Below are 15,701 nucleotides of genomic sequence, written 5' to 3' on the forward strand. Positions count from 1 at the left end.
GTCTTGACTAGTCTTCAACTTCTGCAAAGAGTTGGGTAGCTTTAACAGCTTTCTTCCATCCCTTGTAGAGTTGTTCTTTACGAGATTCGTTCATAGAAGGCTCGAAGAGTTCACCAGTTGCATTGAGTTCTTTCAATTCATCTAGGTCTTTCCAGTAGCCGACTGACAGACCAGCAAGGAAGGCTGCCCCCAAAGCTGTTGTTTCCAAGTTTTTGGCACGAGCGATATCAATACCGAGGATATCTGCTTGGAACTGCATCAAGAAGTTATTCATAGCTGCTCCACCGTCCACTTTAAGGACTTGAATAGCCGTCTTAGAATCAACTTGCATGGTATCAATGATATCCCGTACTTGATAAGCGATGGATTGAAGAGTCGCCTTGATAAAGTCTTCTTTGGTTGTTCCACGTGTCAAGCCAAAGACGGAACCACGAGCATTTTGATTCCAGTATGGTGCTCCTAGACCTGTGAAGGCTGGTACCACATAGACTTCATCGTTGTTGTGAGAATCACGCGCATATCGTTCAGATTCAGGTGAGTTTTCCACCATACGAAGACCATCGCGAAGCCATTGGATGGCACTACCTGCGATAAAGATAGATCCTTCTAAGGCATAGTATACTTTCCCGTTAATTCCATATCCAATGGTAGTTAACAAGTTATTTTCAGATAACTGCATCTCTTCACCTGTATTCATGATGATGAAAGATCCAGTACCGTAAGTATTTTTGACCATACCTGGTTCAAAGGCCAACTGTCCAAAGAGGGCTGCTTGTTGGTCACCCGCCATACCTGAGATAGGAACTTCTCCACCGTAGAAATGGAAAGGAGCTGTTTTCCCATAGATTTCAGAGTTTGAACGCACTTCTGGAAGCATAGCCTTAGGAATATTGAGGATTTCCAAAATCTCATCGTCCCATTTTAGGTCTTTGATATTGTAGAGCATGGTACGAGCAGCGTTTGAATAGTCTGTTACGTGAGAAGCTCCGTCTGTCAACTTCCAAACCAACCAAGTATCGATGGTTCCAAAGAGCAATTCTCCTTTTTCAGCACGTTCTTGTGCTCCTTCTACATGGTCCAAGATCCAGCGAATCTTGGTTGCTGAGAAGTAGGCATCAATGACCAAACCTGTTTTTTGGTGGAATTTTTCGACATACCCTTGGCTCTTAAGTTGTTCAGCTAAAGGAGCTGTTTGGCGAGACTGCCAGACAATGGCATTGTAGATTGGAAGTCCAGTATTCTTATCCCAAACAACGGTTGTTTCCCGTTGGTTGGTAATTCCGATAGCTTCGATTTGTCCTGGTTTGATGCCACTCTCGATAAAGGCACCAGCGATAACAGACTGAACAGAATTCCAGACTTCATTTGGATTGTGTTCAACCCAACCAGCTTGAGGGAAAATTTGCGTGAACTCTTTTTGACTTGAGCTTACTTTTTCTCCTTTTTTATTGAAAATGATGGCTCTTGAACTTGTTGTTCCTTGGTCAATGGCCATAATGTATTTTTCTTGTGACATGAACTGTCCTCCTGGGAAAAAGAAATATTCTTTAGGAGACGTACTCCTTACATTGTCTAGTATACAAAATAAACCGCTTTCATGATCATCAATTTTTTTAAGAATTTTAAAAAAATTGAGTAGATGGATTCAGAACCCTTGTTTCATAAGGATTTCTAAGACTTACAAAAAATGAAATTTTTAGAAAAATCTAATAAAAAAGCTAGGCAGAACAATTCGTTTAGAATCTGTTCTGCCTAACCTCAAATTTTTTATTACTTCTAATTCAGCTAAATAATATCGTAAAAGTTTCATCAAGCATTGAATAGCTTTATTAACCTTCTTCTTGGTAGATCATCTGGCGAATATTGGCTAGATCGATCATATCTAAATCATATTTTAAATAATAGACAGGAATCCGCTGGGTAAGGCTAATCGGATTATTGGTCACAATCAAATCGTAATCTGAAGCTGGATCATAGGCTTCAATGGTAATAAAACGATTATACTCTAAGTAGCGCTTGAGGACTTCTATCATCCGTGTATAGCCTAAATAACCCACTGTTAAGTCTAAGCCGATCTTAATTTGTCTCCCACTATTTTCTGCGATATAATCCATTAACTGGAGCCACTCCCACTTGATTTTTTTATCCAGAGCTGTCCCTTGGCAAAAGATTGGAAGTTTGCTGAAGATAGTGTCTGCTACTTCTCTATAATCATGACTACTAAAGACATAAGGATTGTGGGTTTCAAGTTGGTACTTATACTTGTCTTGAAGAAGGTAGCCGGTAAAAAGATAGACCTGTCCACAAATTTGACTCAATTCATAGGTCACAGGGCCTTCGATATAATCCCCTAATAACTTCTGCGTTTTCATCTCTTGAATGAGTTGCGTTGTCAAATTACCAATCTCTCCCCCAAAGCCTAAGATGTACTCCATAGTATGAAGCGGAAGGATCCGATGGGTGACAAGGAAAGCAAAGAGGACTAACATCTCTCCATCTTCATGGCTAAGAGCGATGTGTTTCCCAGAAAAGAGCTGGTTTACCCGACGAAATAAGCGTTGGTAAAAAATGTTGTCCGTATAGCCCTTCATCTTCTGTTCAATTTCTTGAAACTGACAGGCATTGATCTTAAGTCGTTGCTGGGTAATGTGGGACCAGAGAACAAAATCCAAGCGTTGGCCTTGAGACAACTGGGCACCACAGAGCTCTTCTAAGGTTTCAATTTCGGTTTGTCTTTCTTTCTTAGCAAGTTCTTGTTTCCAGTCTGCACTAGCCCAAACCTTTCGTAGCAAGCCAAAATAAAAATAACGAATCTTATGTTCAGGTCCCTTGAGGCGCCCATTTTGAATTGAAATAGAGAACTCAGTTAATAATTTATTCAAGCCAGAAATATGACGCCCTAGTGTGGCTTCACTAATCAAGAGTTCCTGAGCCAGTTGCTGGGCTTGAAACTGACCCTGATAAAGCAAATAAATCAATAGTTGGTACTTGATCGAATTGTCCAAAAAAGCCCGTCGAATGTCACGCCCCTTGGTATCCGAACCCACAAGAAGGCGAAGATTTTCATCTTCTAGTTCAATGGAAAGGGCCAGCTGATTCTCTTTGGCCTTGTCATTGATCAGTGTAAGATATTTGTTCAAGGTTGCTTTGGAAAAATCCGTCTCCGCCATCACTTCTGACAGACTGCTTGGAGAATGCTGTTGCAGATGGGACAGGATTAAAAACTGCCCACCCTCACTTTTTTCCATTAAATCAGCTAAATGCATTTTCAGAAAACCCTTCCATGATATTAGTTTTAGCATAACACAAAACTTATGAAAGTCGAAATATAATGCTTACCAGTCCCTTCTATATATTGCCCATCACTAAATAATAAAACCTCCCACCGAAATTGGATGAGAGATTGAAGGCTTTTTTATGATTTTCGTATAGCCACTAACCAAGAGGATACTAGGATTTCAATAATAACTAGAAGGATAATCTGAGGAAGAGAACTCTGAACCAGCATGAGAACAGCTAGACTATCAATCAACATATGAGAGAGGATACAAGGAACAGCTCCTTTCGAGTACTCCTTGAGAGCTCCAAATAGGAAGGTATTCCCTAAAATCATCAGGTAAAAGATGAGATAGTTGGACGAACCTGCTGTAATCCAAGGAAGTTGATAGATAGGGATGTGCCAGAGGGACCAGACAAGGGAAAGAACCATCATTTTAGTTATAAAGTGCTTGCTAAAGGAAAGATGATCTTGTAAGAACCAACGCCAACCTACTTCTTCCAGACATCCATATAAAAATGTCCAAGGGAAATAGAGGAAGAAGGCCAAGAGAGAGTTCCCAGTAAAGCGAACATTCATGAGCAGGATGGAGATCCCATAATAAATGATGGGGTTGAAGAAAGCTAGCATCCAGGACAGGTTACTTTCTTTTTGAAGAAAGACCTTTTTGAAAAATTCTCCCAGGGATTTACTTTCACCTAATACGATGGAAAAGCAAAGAGCCGTTATCATGGGAATCAAATTCATCAGGATAAAAAGCAAAGAGCCTCCCATACTACTTCCATCTGGGAAACACCATAGGATAACTTGCCCTACTATATATGTAGCAAAGAGGGCAGTCAGTGGATACCAGATAGCGACTGATTGTTTTGAAATAAATTTGCTCATGTTTCCTCCTTTAGAGTTACATACTTCTTTCTGGCAATCATGATTGCTAAACTAATAATAAGAAATTTACTAGCTATAGACAGCCTTATATCTTCATTCACTAGAATCTGAGACAAGGAATTAATACAGGCATGAGTCATGACACAGATCCATAAATTTTGCGTTTTATGATACAAGGCCGATAAGATAAAGCAGTTGATGAATAGCCCTACTAGAAACGGAAGCAACTGAATGACAGCTAAAGAACCATCAATGTAAAAGTAAAAAAGATGCCAGCTAGACCAGGCTAAAGAGGTGATCAAAGTAGCTGAAAGATAAGGTATTCTTTCCTCCAAAGTTGGTTGAAAGAAATAACGCCAGCCAATTTCTTCAATCCCACCAAAAAGAAGGGCCTTGAAAAAGAGCACCACTGGCAAGACCAACGATTGAGTGGTAATCTTACCACCTAAGATAAAGGGGAAAAAGTCGAGTAGCAAGAAAACAAGCACCAAACAATAATTTGCTAAACTGTCTTTGACTTGAAAAAAATCTTTGAGAAGTTGTTTAAAACTAGATTGATGGTAACTAATGCTTGCAATACTGCCCCACAAAGCTGATGACAACCCACCTACAGTAACAGCAATGCTCCCCATTGGTGATGTAAAATCAACCTTGACTCCTCCTACTCTTAAAAACCAAACCAGAAGGCTGACTCCTAATACTTGACCAAAGGTTCCTAACAAATACATAGATAGGGCTTGCTTTCTACTCATTCGTGATTCCTTTTCTATTCTTTCATCTAGTTCATGATTCTATTAGATTTGGAGCATCGCCCTAATCCGCATCAACCCAAAGATGGTATTGTTCACAATGGAGACAACGAAAGAGATAGCCACACATAGAACCATCCTTGACTAAGTATTCAGCCACATCCTGAAATTCATCACGCGCCTCATATTCTTCCAAAACTTGCTCTGCAATGCCTATCTCTTCCAGTTCACGAGTGCCAACTGTCCCCATATAGGCACAGTAGTCTTGGCAACAGGAGAGCCAATATTCGCCCTGCCAGCTGCTATAGCCAGGAGTTTGACAGAATAGGATCTGGTCTTTTTCCTTATCCATGACCCCTTGCCAATCAGCATCTTGGATAAACTCTGCTTCAAACTTTTGGGCAGCACGACCAGTAGAGATACAAGTCGGACAGAGATGGCTTAGCTCCTCCACACAATAGGGTCTCAACGCATAATAGATGGTGTGGTCTTCCCCACATGAAGGACAGGTCTTGGGCTCCCCTTCCTTAAAGGCACCCGTCGCTAGTGGGTCCGGATGATAACGGAAGGTTGGCAAGTCTCTAACCTTCTCCTTATGAGCCTCTTTTTCTTTTTCAGTCAAGGGACGCGGGAGCGCAAAGCGATCGCCATGGCTCAGACTCATCTTTTCTAAGATAAAGAATTTCTTAACTTGCTTGCGATCAGACTTGTCTACTATCTCTGAGAAGAGAGCAAAGGCACTAGCATACAAGCCCAACTCTTGGTAAACATCCACCAAGACCTGCTTAGCTTCTAAAGTTTCCAGTAAAGCTAGCCGATCCGCAAATTCATAGAGAGCCAGCACGCTGGATGAATCCTTCTCTTGTTCTTGTAACTGCTTTTTAAGATGGATATATTCTTTCATCGAATCGTTCATAGGACTATTCACTTTCAATTTTTAAGGAATCAAATCGTAGATTCTATTTCTAGAGATGATTGTATTCTAACCTGGATCATGTACTTTAAACCCATACCTGCCAGCATTTCGCTTGAGTTTCTCAACTAGCTCTTCATTGCGCTTGCTTTTTCCAAAAAAGAAGGGAATAGTCTTACCAGTTCTAAGTTCGATATAGAAAGCATAGCGACTCCCACCACCAGATCGTCCACGAAAAATTGCATACGTGATTTGCTTGATCTCTTTCAGTGGAAGCATTCGCCGACTGAAACACAAAAGCAAATGAATGTAGAAAATGCCACGGTTAATATGGAAGGGTGCAAAGAAGGGACCACCACTACGTTTCACGATTGCCCTTCTTCTCAGGAAAAGGAGAACAGTGAAAAAGAGCAAGAAAATTAGCACATATAGAATCGGAGCATAGTCCATTATCTTTCTAAATTCTAACACGCTGTCCTTCATCCTCTACTTCATCTCAACCCATTTTTCATTATCCATGATAAAGGGCTTAGCCAGACCTTCGCCTGTGTAGTCTTGGTATTTGGTCTCCAAGTATTTGTAGACATCTTCCTTAGTCGCAAACTTGATCGCTTGATAGGGCTCTTCAAAGGTTAGCTTTTCAACAAAGAGATAGCCGTCCTTGGCAGGAACCAAGACACCGACGTGACCGACAAAAAGGGTATTGCCATCTAGGTTATCATGAACAATAACGGAAAGCATGCGCGCATTTTCATTGAACTTGAAATGAGAAAAATACTCTTCCATCTTCTTGGCATGGACCTTGACATCCGTTGTCGCCTCTGTCGGAACCCGTGAATACAGAATGTTAAAGGCTTCCTTGTCTGCCTCATCGAAGACTTTTCCTTTGTCAATGGCATCATTGTCCACGAATAAAAGTTCACTATCCGCTTTCATCTTAGGAATCTCGATGCGATTCTTCAGAAGAGTATAGCTATTGATCCGGCAGTTAGTTCCAACGAAATCGCCCTTCTGCTTGGTCCACAAGTCACTGATCTTCTCAACATTGTAGTCTGTTTTCTTGAAGGTGCTGAAGTTACCCGTCAAACCGACCGAGCCGACAATGCTATCATAGTCCGTTACTAGACCCAGAAACTTGTCTACACTTTCCTGATCCAAATAAGCAGACAAGAGAGCCCGCACTTCTTCGACGCTTTCCTTGCTATTAAGGTTGCTGTAAGTTCCCTTGTAGTGCTCCTTGTCTGAAATGGACTGCTGAACAGTAGAGCTCTCCTGCTTTTCCTTGGATTGCTTTTGATTGGTCCCACAAGCCGCTAAAGCAAAGATCGCCAAAGCACAGCTAGTAAGGAGCATGAATTTTTTAAATGGTTTCATAAACTGGTTCCTTTTCTATATACTAAGATGTTTTGTAACATTGAATCGTGTTTTGTAACATCATTCATTTCTTCTTCCTATCGAATCTCCTTATCCTATATTATAGTTTAAAACTGACTTAGCTCCAACTATTTTTCACGAATTAAGGAAACTTTATAAGTAGCAAAAAAAGAGCTTGCAGACTATCCAGCTCTTCAATGAATAATGAATCTTATTTAATCTTGTGTTTGTTCATCTTTTCTTCAAAGACTTCCGTCATGATGACACGCAATTCCTCCCGTTCTTTTTCAGGAAGGTCTCCTTGGCGTTTGGCCACGGCATAGAGTTCAGGATAGCGCATGGCGACGCGTTCGATGGTCTTTGTTGTCGCATGCCCTCTAACAAAGAAAGGAATAAGCTTGATCCATTCTTGCGGTACAAGAGCAAGCAATTTCTTAGCTGCTTCTTTATCAGAAATCTCAGCTGTACTCAAACCTTGGTTGATTTGTTCTTGTTCTTTTTCTGTAAAATCTTTTAATTCCATCTGAATCTCCTTATTCTACTAAGTTCTTTACCTAAGGACACATTATACACCTATGTAGAGGAAAGTACAACTAAAGAAACTGAAAAACAGAGCAAGGGCAAACAATACCTAATTGTGCTTTTCTATCTCCGTTTTTAATAGACTGAGCATGCTAGCATGGTGCTCTTTGACACTATTATTATCCCATTTTCGATCATATTTCTTGAGCAGGTCACTCATCACCTTCAATTTGGGACTTTGCTCTATTATATTTGGAAAATGCTCAACCTTCTCAATTGGAAACCGATTCGAAAACTTTGAATTGGCTGAAACAGTGATGAGAGCAAGATTCCCCAACAGATCTCTATTTTCAACAGTCACTGAATTATCGCCGTTAATAGGGTGCTGAGGGAAGAAGTGTTCGATAGAATTTCTGAACTGGAATTGGAAATTGCTAAATTCAGATCCTCTATCCCTTGCCAACAGATAATCCAAATAAGTAAAGACAATCCGATCGATACTGAACCCACTTCGATTTTGATAATCTGAAGCTTCAATTTTTTGACAGCAATACTTTTCTAAGGTAGTGATAAGAAGTTTACCATCTTGCTCTTTATTCACATTCGTCAAGACTCTAGCAATCCAGTGCATGGTCTTAGGGGAAGTATAGGTCACGCGCAGGCAAGATTCTAGGAGTCGTAATTGTTGATTATCCATTCCTTCTTCTTGATCCGTTGAGTCTAAAGTAGACTTATAAGATGGTTTTCTCCCCTTTTTATCCTCATACATGACGAGCTTTTGTAAAGACCATTTCCCTTCGACTTTGTATTCACCGATATATTCCCTTTTAATAATATAACGATCAAAGAGATACCGATACTTCAAAAGAGCATAGATAAACTCCAAGGCCTTTTCTTTACTAGCCCATCTATCCTTTAATAAGTCAAGGAATCGCTTATCATCTAATCCACTATCACGATCCGGCTCAGTCATCTCCATGGCTTCATTGACCTGCAAAAGAAAATTTGGAAAGTTAATGATAGACTCAAATCGTTCATTTTCTTCTTCCCTATCATCACTTTGATTAGACACAGTAGGATCCGGCGCTTGCAAGATAGTTTTTAAGGTAAATTTAGTCTCATCACTGTTATTTTCTGCATTAAAAATGTCACGAAGATCTGAGAAGTCAGCCACCCTCAGCATATCCCAATTTTCACTAAATAGTTTTTCACGTATTTTTACCGGAAAAACCATCTGAAGATAGTTGTCCATTTGTGCACAAGCATCCCAAATCGTAGCTGCAATTAGTTTATCTCTTTTGTCCTCTTCGCTGAATCCATTTTCAGACTTGATAGCACCCAAAATCTTTGCTTTCACAATTTCATGGAGTTCCAATTGCTCTCCACGAGTATTCATGATCTCAAAATAGTGATTCAAATCGATATTTTGAGGAACCTGAGTTCGGATGATTGTTACCGTAGAAAACTTATCTCTAAACCGTTTTTTATAATCATCATTAGCGTTTTTGCTCTGGAAATATTTCTTAATTATTTCATAGCCTTCTACTAACTCTTCTGAATAAAGAGAAGGCTCTTTACTATCCATTACAGTTTCGATCTCACCTAGAGTGATGTTCGATTTTTCTCTAGCTTCAAATTTTAAAGGATTTCTTTCTACCGAAGGATGATCCAGATAACGAAGAAGCAAAAACAAAGTAGTTAAGCGTTGTTGGCCATCGATTACTTCATAAATTCGAGGTTGGACCTGATTGACCACTAAACTGCCAAGGTAATATTTACTTGAATTAGTTTCGTCAAGATCATCAATATCCATTAGCAATTGCTCAATTTCATCTTTTCTCCATGCGTAATTTCGTTGGTAAATTGGGATGACATAGTTGACATTTTCAAAAATATTGTCCACATTCAATTCATCTGGTTGAATATACTTTTCACTTCTCATTAGACTAGTCCTCCTCTCCAAATACTTTATCATAGAGTTTTTGATAACGTTTTTTATTCAAGTTGGAATTCTGGAAAGCTTCCTTGGAAATAAAATCTAGCACAATGGTATCCAACCCTATCGGATCCTGCATTTCAGAAATCAAGGCAAAGAGATTCAATCCTTTATTGATACGATCCGATTGTCCTTGTGCGTACTTATTCACCGATTCTCTATAGACTGCTTTCATGGTCAATCTTAGAGAATAAGCCCATCTATGTAGAAAAGACAATCTTGCAGGTATCAATTCCTTCATACTGAATTTGTCGACATAGAACATCAAAATATTTATGAAGAGATTATAAACATAGAGATCACCAGTTCCGTTTTTTATGACCTCTTCTTCATTAAAGCTACTATCGACCAAGTTCACAATCTCTCCATAGAGGTTGGCATAATGCAAGGTGTATGAAAAGAATCTCTTTCCAGCAATCAAGGGTTGGGTTAACTGGAATTGATTCAAAGGAATTCCATTTGTTAGCTCATACACTTTGTCAGCATTAAAACGTTCAACATAAAGATGAGAGGCTTTAGCATAAGTCGCAAAATGATGGGGATTCGAAGGTTTAATTCCCTTAAATGTTTGAATATCTTTAGTAGAATAATGAAGGCCATTTTTGTTCTTATACCATCTCACTAAGGGGAAGAGATTGTCCGCAAAGAGATCCTCCAGTACGCTTTGATTTTTATTTTCCCAAGCTTGTATAATCTCAATCTTATCATTTTCAGATTCATCATTCATTTCTCTCAAATGATAAGATTTCAACAAATCATGTGGAGAGAGAGCCTTCCCCCGAGAATTCTGGGAGTCAAAAAATTGAAAAGCTTCCTGCTCATCATTCGTGATAATCCTTACCAAAGAACAGTTATCAAGAAGATAGTCAGCATACTTCTTAACTTCTTGTCCGTCAAACTCTCTTAGCTTACGCTTGATGATTTGGAAATTATGCACGATCGCTTCTCTAGAAAGTTCATTATATTCCTCATTCAGCAAGGATGAAAGATTAGCATATGATGTCTCTTGAAGTATCTCATACACCACAAATAAAAGAATAGAAAAAGTTGTTAAGCGCTGCTGGCCATCGACAATATTAAGTTTAGAAGATGCGTCATTTCTGTTTTCTCTATGGAGTACAACAGACCCCATTCGATATTCAGGAATTCTATTCTTAAACGCCTCATAAGTATCTGTGATCAGTCTAAGTGCTGATTGTGTTCCCCAACGATACGGTCTCTGATAATTAGGAATCGCTAACCTTTCTGCCATCATTTCTCTAACACTGACAATGCGCAAATTTTCATTCAAGTTTGACATTGAACAACTCCTCTATCTACTTCAATTTCTTTAAATACGGATTTATATCACTCATTATAACATTTTAAGAAGTCAACTCAAGATTGATGACGATCTTTTATTTTTTATTTATGACAAAGAAAAACAGCCAACCATTGGGTTAACTGCTAAAAAAAGTTATCAAGTTAATTATTAGAAGAACCAGTATCCAAATTTACTTTAAATCGTACTTCCAGACTTCTCCATCTTGATAGTAGAAAAATTCAGACAGGTCTTCTTCAAGAAAGATACGAAGCATATCCTCCATATCTAAGGAGAGATCTAAGTTTGGTAATGCACTCAGCTCCTCCCACCAGACTTCCCCCTCTTCAGAGGAAATTAAGTCTCCTTCAAACTTTTCTGTCTTATAAAAGAGAACTACATAACGAATGCCGTCTTCTACCCAATCTTTCATTCCACAAACCTGGGGAGAAGCAATCCTTAAGCCAGTTTCTTCCTTCACTTCAGTATTACTGCTTCCGTAAATGATTCTCCCGCTTCGACATGACCCTCTTATGTCAAGAAATTGACACAGATTTTATTCATTTTTCAACTCGATTATATCACATTTTATAAATGCATGAAAGTGACTTGAATATCAAGTCCCTTCTTGAGCTATTTAAAGATAACCTCAAAGAAACCTAGAAAGTCTACGATGACCTTCTCAACATGAGTTTCAAATACTTCTCTTGAAAAGGTCTGGCCACTTAACTTATCAGCTGATTTAGTCGTCTGTAAGCTCTCCTCTAAATGTAGGATTTTGTTATCTAATTCTTGTTTTTTAGCAATATAGTCATCTCGACTGATACGATTTTCCTTATAATCTTGTAAAGTGGCCAATTTCTTTTTCTTTAGCTTTTCTATGTCACGTGGTAGATTAACTCTCAATAGTTTTCTTGGTTCTTGAAATTTATTCTTCAAACCCTCAGAAATAGCTTGCTCAATCTTATCAACACGACAAAAGTTAATGGAATGCCTTTGACTTTTACAGCAGCGAAAATATAAATAATACTGTTGATTATGATTCCTAGATAGCAACAAACGATGTTGACAGTGTTCACAGAAAAAGAAACCACGTAAAATAACGTCTTTTGACAATCTAGAAACCTGTTTGGTCTGACAAGTTCTTCTTGACTGACGAGCTTGATATACTTCTTCATACTCTTCAGGAATAACAAGAGCCTCATAGTTATTTTCAATCCGCTCCGACTCTGATTGAAGGCGTGTATCTTATATATGTGAAAATCTTATTAACCGTTCCAAAAACTATTTTATTACATATTTCCTTTATCTATTTGATACTTTTTAGCAATTCTGGTAGCCTCAGACCTGTCAAATCTATTAGTATCGAAATAGTAGAAATATGGAACTGCATAGCCATGGGATACTTCTAATTGAGTTTCTTTTTCCAATAATTCAACTAATTGATATGTGTACTTCTTGCAAAACATCGAATATAGAGAGCTGAATTGAGACTCAAATATAATTCCTTCTCTTTTAAACTCAGAAATAATGTCTTCAAAATCATTCCCTAACATATTTCTTACTTCTTGTAATTTCATAACTTACTCCTTATCCTTCATTTTCTTTCATTTTATTAATTATATTTTTTAAGAAATCATCGAATCATAATGTACTTTATCAAGTTTCTGAATGAGATTCATCAAAAATTTTGCATTCGCAATCACAGCATCTGAACGATAAGGCGTGTGCGAAAGCACATTTATAAAACTTAGTAACTCACCTAATTTCCTGCGATAGTTATTACTAAGTGGTTCACCAGTTGCTTTCATATAAAATTCTTCAATTGCTGAATGATTACTACGTTGAGGTAATAGATTTGGCTTTTTAAAATATAAAAATTCTTCAAAAACTCTTCTCATGCTATTAGCAGTATGATATCTTTCGGATTCAGTAAGCTCTTCTGAATAATTTTTTCTACTTACCTCTATAATTTCTTTGAATAGTAGTTTATAAGGAGGTAAATTTTCATGAATTTTCCTAACCTCACTCGTTTCTCTTTTATACACTTCAAATAACGAATAAGCATTTTTATCATTCAAACGGTAGCCTAAGCTACTGAAATCATTCCAAGAATGAGTAAAGATAAAAACTTGTGGTTGATCTTCTTCAAAAATCCTTTTTATAATTTCTAGTACATAAAATCTATTCGATTCATCTAAACTAGATATCGGGTCATCAACAACAATTAATTCAATTGTCTCCTTTATTCGTAATTGTTCTTTATCAGAATACAACTCAAAATAAAAAAATAACAAAGCTAATAGATTTTTTTCACCCTCACTAATATCATTTATTGACAAAACAACATCGTGAAAATTATGCTGAAGATAATAGTTTTTACCATGTAATTGTAAAGAGAATTGAATCCCTAAATCTTTCAATACTTCATTCAAAAACTCCGCAAAATCGCTATACTCAGATAAACTTTTATTTAAATCTTCAATTTCAAGTCGTTTAATATTATTGGATCGTTCGATAGATTTTAATTCCTTTTCAGAATTTTCTATAGAATCAATGCTCTGTAAAATATCAGTATCTTTTATAGCTAAATAAATAGCCCCCTTAGTTAATGTTTCTATATTAGATAGGTCACTATTAATTCTATTTAATTTAGAACTACGAAGATTCTTTAAATTGAGATTTAGTTTGTTAATCTCATTTTCAAATTTCTTTATACTATCAAGATTTACTGAATGAGTATTATCCATATCAGAAAGTTTTGTAATAATAATATCAATAATTTCTATTAGTCCCTGTTCACTCTCTATAGTATAGTAGTTATGTATTTCTTCCTCAGAAACTTCCAATACTCGTAAAGAATTTGTGCTATTTTTTGCTTCATTAAAGAGAGATAAATTATTTTTTAACTTTTCGAGTATTAGAGACAGTCGTTGAGTATCTTTTTGAACCTGATTTAGTTTATATTTTTCTACTCTTAATTTAATCTCCTCTAAATCCAACTGACCATGACAAAATAAACACTCATGTTCATCTTGATGATGTATACTTAGTCCCTCTTCTATCCAATTAACAATTTTAAAGCTGGGAATATCTTCAATCTTATAATTTTTAGATAAACAAGTATCCAAAAATTCCAAATCCTCTGATGAAAGAGCTTTAATTTCTAAATTAGGAAGAACAATATTCTGAACCCTTTCTAATTCCTTTTCAAGGGACTCGCTATCCCCAGAAAAATCTTTTATGTTAGTAAGATTGGGATTGACTTTTTTGGCATCTTCTAAATCGTTTTCATAGCTAGAAATTACTTGTCTTAATGTAAAACCTGAGTTCTTTTTAGATATCCTTGCTTTGCCTTTTTTAGAATCGTGAATATTATTAATTTTCTGTCTAACAGTATCACTATCTTCCTTAATTGACATTTTAAGCTGAATCGTATCTACGATTTCAGATTCTAGTTTAATAATTTTATTTTGAATATCAGTGTCTTTTTCACCAAAAAAAGCCTTTACCCCCTTTAATTCATTGTTTGAGTCTGTCAATAAGAGCCTATCCCGTACATAGTCTCTATTAAAAAAACGGTATCCATCTGAAGACGTCTCTGGAAAAGACCTATATTCATCAATAATCGCTCTGGCTAATGAACTCTTTCCTCTACCATTGTGACCAAAAACTAAATTTTTTCGTTTAAAAAAATCATCGGGAATATCATAATTATCAAACGACTTTATCGTCAGTTTCTTAAGAGTTGAAATTATCATTGCTAAACCTCCACTACAATTTTATTGTACCATATTTCATATGAATAGAAACATATATATTATCAATAAAATTCTGCTAACCTTACTTCCTCCCCTTCTTAAACTCCTCTATCCGTTTCTCTAATCCATCCGTCTTAAGTTGATATCGATATGGTCATCTAGGCTTTCCTCTTTTGGAAGTGGAACAACGGTAACGCTATCCTTAGTTGATACTGTTACCTCTGCCGCGTCTCCATCAAAAACAAGCTCACTACTTTTACTAACTCCTGCTCATTCATGCTTGATAGTGTATGTATCAGAGATTTAAATCGGTCACTATAGCGTTTAGTTTTCTTGGTGTCAAAAATTTTTCTAAGCATAAGTTTCCTTTCATTGAAAAAACAGTCCTATTTGGGCTGCTAGGTTAAACAGGTGTATCGATAGTGGTCAGAATCGCTTTTATGGTCGTAATGGTTTTCTTCTTACCTGTAACCAAGTCTTCCAGACGCTCTAACTCTATTCGGTAGTGAGTGAGCTCGTCCTCATGTCCTGTTAAAAGGTTGGTCAAATGGGCATTATACTGGGCTATCAGGTCATCTCCATGACAAACTTTAGGTAACGGATTGGTAACTGCTGACGAGGTTACATCTAGTGTTTCTTGGCTTGCTTTCTTATGCTGTTCAAAGGCTGCAGAGTAATCAATGGTATCGGCTTGAGCCGTTTCTTCTGGTGCTTTCTCAAAAAGTGCTGTGATTTTGGCACGTTCCTACTCTGCTGATGTTGGTGTTGGTTCTGTAGTATCTAGTTGGCCTCCAGGAAAGGTTATGCCTGGCCAGTCCTCTTTTTTACGATCAATAATAAGAATTCTATCGCCGTCTCTTACCATACAAAGATTTGTAAACTCAACAGTTTCATTCATACAGATACTTCCTAACTATGTTT

Annotated in this window: 15 protein-coding genes and 1 pseudogene; all 16 read right to left on the reverse strand. The window is 37.3% G+C overall.

The window, feature by feature from the left end; translation table 11 throughout:
• Positions 1 to 7: 7 nt before the first annotated feature.
• The 16 genes and pseudogenes from glpK to ADH27_RS09865 all read right to left on the reverse strand — a co-directional run bounded on the left by glpK (position 8) and on the right by ADH27_RS09865 (position 15,678).
• Entirely contained in the window at positions 8 to 1,516 is a 1,509-nt protein-coding gene (gene glpK / locus ADH27_RS04995; protein WP_048716198.1) for a glycerol kinase GlpK, read from the reverse strand.
• Positions 1,517 to 1,829: 313 nt separating this feature from the next.
• Positions 1,830 to 3,266, reverse strand: coding sequence for a helix-turn-helix domain-containing protein (locus ADH27_RS05000; RefSeq protein WP_048716200.1), 1,437 nt, complete (start codon positions 3,264 to 3,266; stop codon positions 1,830 to 1,832).
• A 149-nt stretch (positions 3,267 to 3,415) separates the two neighbouring features.
• Positions 3,416 to 4,165 (reverse strand): CPBP family intramembrane glutamic endopeptidase, encoded by a 750-nt coding sequence (locus tag ADH27_RS05005; protein ID WP_048716202.1) that lies wholly within the window; start codon positions 4,163 to 4,165, stop codon positions 3,416 to 3,418.
• On the reverse strand, positions 4,162 to 4,917 hold the full coding sequence (locus ADH27_RS05010) for a CPBP family intramembrane glutamic endopeptidase (protein ID WP_048716205.1): 756 nt from the start codon (positions 4,915 to 4,917) through the stop codon (positions 4,162 to 4,164). The genes ADH27_RS05005 and ADH27_RS05010 overlap by 4 nt, the downstream gene beginning before the upstream one ends.
• A 61-nt stretch (positions 4,918 to 4,978) precedes the next feature.
• Positions 4,979 to 5,830, reverse strand: coding sequence for a CbrC family protein (locus ADH27_RS05015; RefSeq protein WP_048716207.1), 852 nt, complete (start codon positions 5,828 to 5,830; stop codon positions 4,979 to 4,981).
• Positions 5,831 to 5,896: 66 nt separating this feature from the next.
• Positions 5,897 to 6,310 (reverse strand): hypothetical protein, encoded by a 414-nt coding sequence (locus ADH27_RS05020; RefSeq protein ID WP_048716209.1) that lies wholly within the window; start codon positions 6,308 to 6,310, stop codon positions 5,897 to 5,899.
• A gap of 3 nt (positions 6,311 to 6,313) precedes the next feature.
• On the reverse strand, positions 6,314 to 7,201 hold the full coding sequence (locus ADH27_RS05025) for a DUF4300 family protein (RefSeq protein ID WP_048716211.1): 888 nt from the start codon (positions 7,199 to 7,201) through the stop codon (positions 6,314 to 6,316).
• 211 nt (positions 7,202 to 7,412) lie between these two features.
• Positions 7,413 to 7,724, reverse strand: a complete 312-nt coding sequence (locus tag ADH27_RS05030) for a hypothetical protein (RefSeq protein WP_048716213.1) — start codon at positions 7,722 to 7,724, stop codon at positions 7,413 to 7,415.
• A 108-nt stretch (positions 7,725 to 7,832) separates the two neighbouring features.
• Complete coding sequence (locus ADH27_RS05035) at positions 7,833 to 9,698, reverse strand: DUF262 domain-containing protein (protein WP_342622108.1); 1,866 nt, start codon at positions 9,696 to 9,698, stop codon at positions 7,833 to 7,835.
• The gene (locus ADH27_RS05040) at positions 9,670 to 11,019 is read right to left on the reverse strand and encodes a DUF262 domain-containing protein (protein ID WP_048716217.1); all 1,350 of its coding nucleotides are present in this window, start codon (positions 11,017 to 11,019) and stop codon (positions 9,670 to 9,672) included. The genes ADH27_RS05035 and ADH27_RS05040 overlap by 29 nt, the downstream gene beginning before the upstream one ends.
• Before the next feature lie 193 nt (positions 11,020 to 11,212).
• Positions 11,213 to 11,547: pseudogene (locus tag ADH27_RS05045) on the reverse strand (8-oxo-dGTP diphosphatase); the annotation flags it as partial.
• A gap of 105 nt (positions 11,548 to 11,652) precedes the next feature.
• Positions 11,653 to 12,135 carry a zinc ribbon domain-containing protein gene (locus tag ADH27_RS10120; RefSeq protein ID WP_152904100.1) on the reverse strand — a complete coding sequence of 161 codons (483 nt, stop codon included), beginning with the start codon at positions 12,133 to 12,135 and terminating at the stop codon, positions 11,653 to 11,655.
• 176 nt (positions 12,136 to 12,311) lie between these two features.
• The gene (locus ADH27_RS05060; RefSeq protein WP_048716222.1) at positions 12,312 to 12,599 is read right to left on the reverse strand and encodes a hypothetical protein; all 288 of its coding nucleotides are present in this window, start codon (positions 12,597 to 12,599) and stop codon (positions 12,312 to 12,314) included.
• Between the two features lie 48 nt (positions 12,600 to 12,647).
• Positions 12,648 to 14,780: an AAA family ATPase gene (locus ADH27_RS05065; protein ID WP_048716224.1), complete on the reverse strand. Its 2,133-nt coding sequence runs from the start codon at positions 14,778 to 14,780 to the stop codon at positions 12,648 to 12,650.
• Positions 14,781 to 15,183: 403 nt separating this feature from the next.
• Positions 15,184 to 15,513 (reverse strand): DUF5945 family protein, encoded by a 330-nt coding sequence (locus tag ADH27_RS10415; protein ID WP_275043238.1) that lies wholly within the window; start codon positions 15,511 to 15,513, stop codon positions 15,184 to 15,186.
• A gap of 12 nt (positions 15,514 to 15,525) precedes the next feature.
• On the reverse strand, positions 15,526 to 15,678 hold the full coding sequence (locus tag ADH27_RS09865; protein ID WP_239681770.1) for an NUDIX domain-containing protein: 153 nt from the start codon (positions 15,676 to 15,678) through the stop codon (positions 15,526 to 15,528).
• Positions 15,679 to 15,701 lie beyond the last annotated feature (23 nt).

The sequence above is a fragment of the Streptococcus sp. 343_SSPC genome, assembly GCF_001072385.1.
GTDB lineage: Bacteria > Bacillota > Bacilli > Lactobacillales > Streptococcaceae > Streptococcus.